This is a genomic window from Weissella sp. DD23, assembly GCF_001579105.1.
GTDB classification, from domain to species: domain Bacteria; phylum Bacillota; class Bacilli; order Lactobacillales; family Lactobacillaceae; genus Weissella; species Weissella cibaria.
Genome location: NZ_KQ970390.1, coordinates 89,238 through 90,556, shown reverse-complemented (window position 1 = coordinate 90,556; position 1,319 = coordinate 89,238). Strand labels below are relative to the sequence as shown.

At 43.4% G+C, this 1,319-nt stretch carries 3 protein-coding genes; 1 reads left to right on the top strand and 2 read right to left on the bottom strand.

Annotated elements, in window-relative coordinates:
• The coding region (locus WEIDD23_RS14000) for a hypothetical protein (RefSeq protein WP_207644193.1) at window positions 1–215 on the top strand (215 nt) is incomplete at its 5' end.
• Between the two features lie 29 nt (window positions 216–244).
• Here the strand turns inward: WEIDD23_RS14000 and WEIDD23_RS00425 are convergent.
• Entirely contained in the window at window positions 245–646 is a 402-nt protein-coding gene (locus tag WEIDD23_RS00425; protein ID WP_062358620.1) for a hypothetical protein, read from the bottom strand.
• Between the two features lie 11 nt (window positions 647–657).
• Window positions 658–1,029 (bottom strand): 6-carboxytetrahydropterin synthase, encoded by a 372-nt coding sequence (locus WEIDD23_RS00420; protein ID WP_194687380.1) that lies wholly within the window; start codon window positions 1,027–1,029, stop codon window positions 658–660.
• Window positions 1,030–1,319 lie beyond the last annotated feature (290 nt).

Genomic DNA, 1,319 nt, shown 5'->3' with positions numbered 1-1,319 from the left:
CACGCAATTGGTTCACCCAAGAATCATTCCCGCTTAAAAGAAAAAAACCTGGATTGTGTAGGCGACTGGCTATTGCCAATCACCCACACAATCCAGGTTATAAAAACTCAATAATCAACGATTTTAGTCAGAATTTTCTTCGACCAACACCATTTGACAAAGAGCCTTTTAAACGCCACAATAAAACCCTCAGTATGACAGTTTCATCACACTGAGGGTTTCTCTCACTCTTAACCACTACTACTCACTTTGTTAACCAGGTCTTATCATGAAGCACCCAATTACCTGCTTCATCATATTGATAAAATCTTAAAACCACCGTCGCATGTGCCAAATGCCAGGTTTGTGTTCGACGGGAAATCGTATTTGATCGGCCCATTTTAATGCGCTCATCTTTCACCAAATCCGGTTGAACAATTGTTGCTGCAATATTGTCATACTGCTCATCAAACGCTGCATCCCAATCCAGCGTTTGAAGGCCATCAAAATCTTGTTTCGTCCATTGTCGATGTCCTGTGCTGGTATGCATCGTGCGAGCTTGCGGATTAATTGAAAAGCCGCCGCCCTGACCAATGATTAGCACGGTTCCCCAGACAACTACAATCACACCAAGCAAAGACCCCATCCAAATTAACACCTTTTTCATGTCACACTACCTCAATCAATGTTCATCAAGATGTATGACCGTGTTGGTCCTTCACTAACTTCTAATTTTTCCAACATAACATGCGCCCCAATTAGTTCGGGGTGAACACGTAATCGTTGAAAAATTTCGGTCGCAAAATTTTCAACGGTCGGATTAATCTGATCGAATGGTGGGACATCATTTAAAACCTGGCCGTCGTATTGCGCCAGAAAGGTACCAATCTTCTTTTCATAGTCTGTAAAGGGCACCTCTTCATCCGTTAAGCAAGAAAAGTCACTCACGATTTCCCAGGTATGCGGGTGCACCGCGCCATCATGACCTTGCCAACGAATAAAGTGGTACGCATTGATATAGAATTTTAATCGATAACGTGCTTCAATCATTTCGTTTCCTTTCCGAAAAACAACCAAACGCTTTGCTGTCCAAGTGGATTCAATGCCTGCCACGCAATATCAGCGGTGCTCCCTGCCAACAAAAAGAACAGTGGCAAAAATTGAATCACATACCGGCTGCGGCCACCCTCGAATAAGAGCAAATACATAAATGCGCCAATCAGCCCGAGTTGCAGTAATCGTTGCCAATCGGTCTGGCGTCGCAACCCAATGCAGATTATTAACAGTAAAAACAACCACCAAATTGCGCCAAAAATTGAAAATCTTTTAGATGACGCCCG

Coding starts and splice junctions, on each gene's coding strand:
- WEIDD23_RS00425 (WP_062358620.1), bottom strand. CDS start 646: ATGAAAAAGGTGTTAATTTGGATGGGGTCTTTGCTTGGTGTGATTGTA.
- WEIDD23_RS00420 (WP_194687380.1), bottom strand. CDS start 1,029: ATGATTGAAGCACGTTATCGATTAAAATTCTATATCAATGCGTACCAC.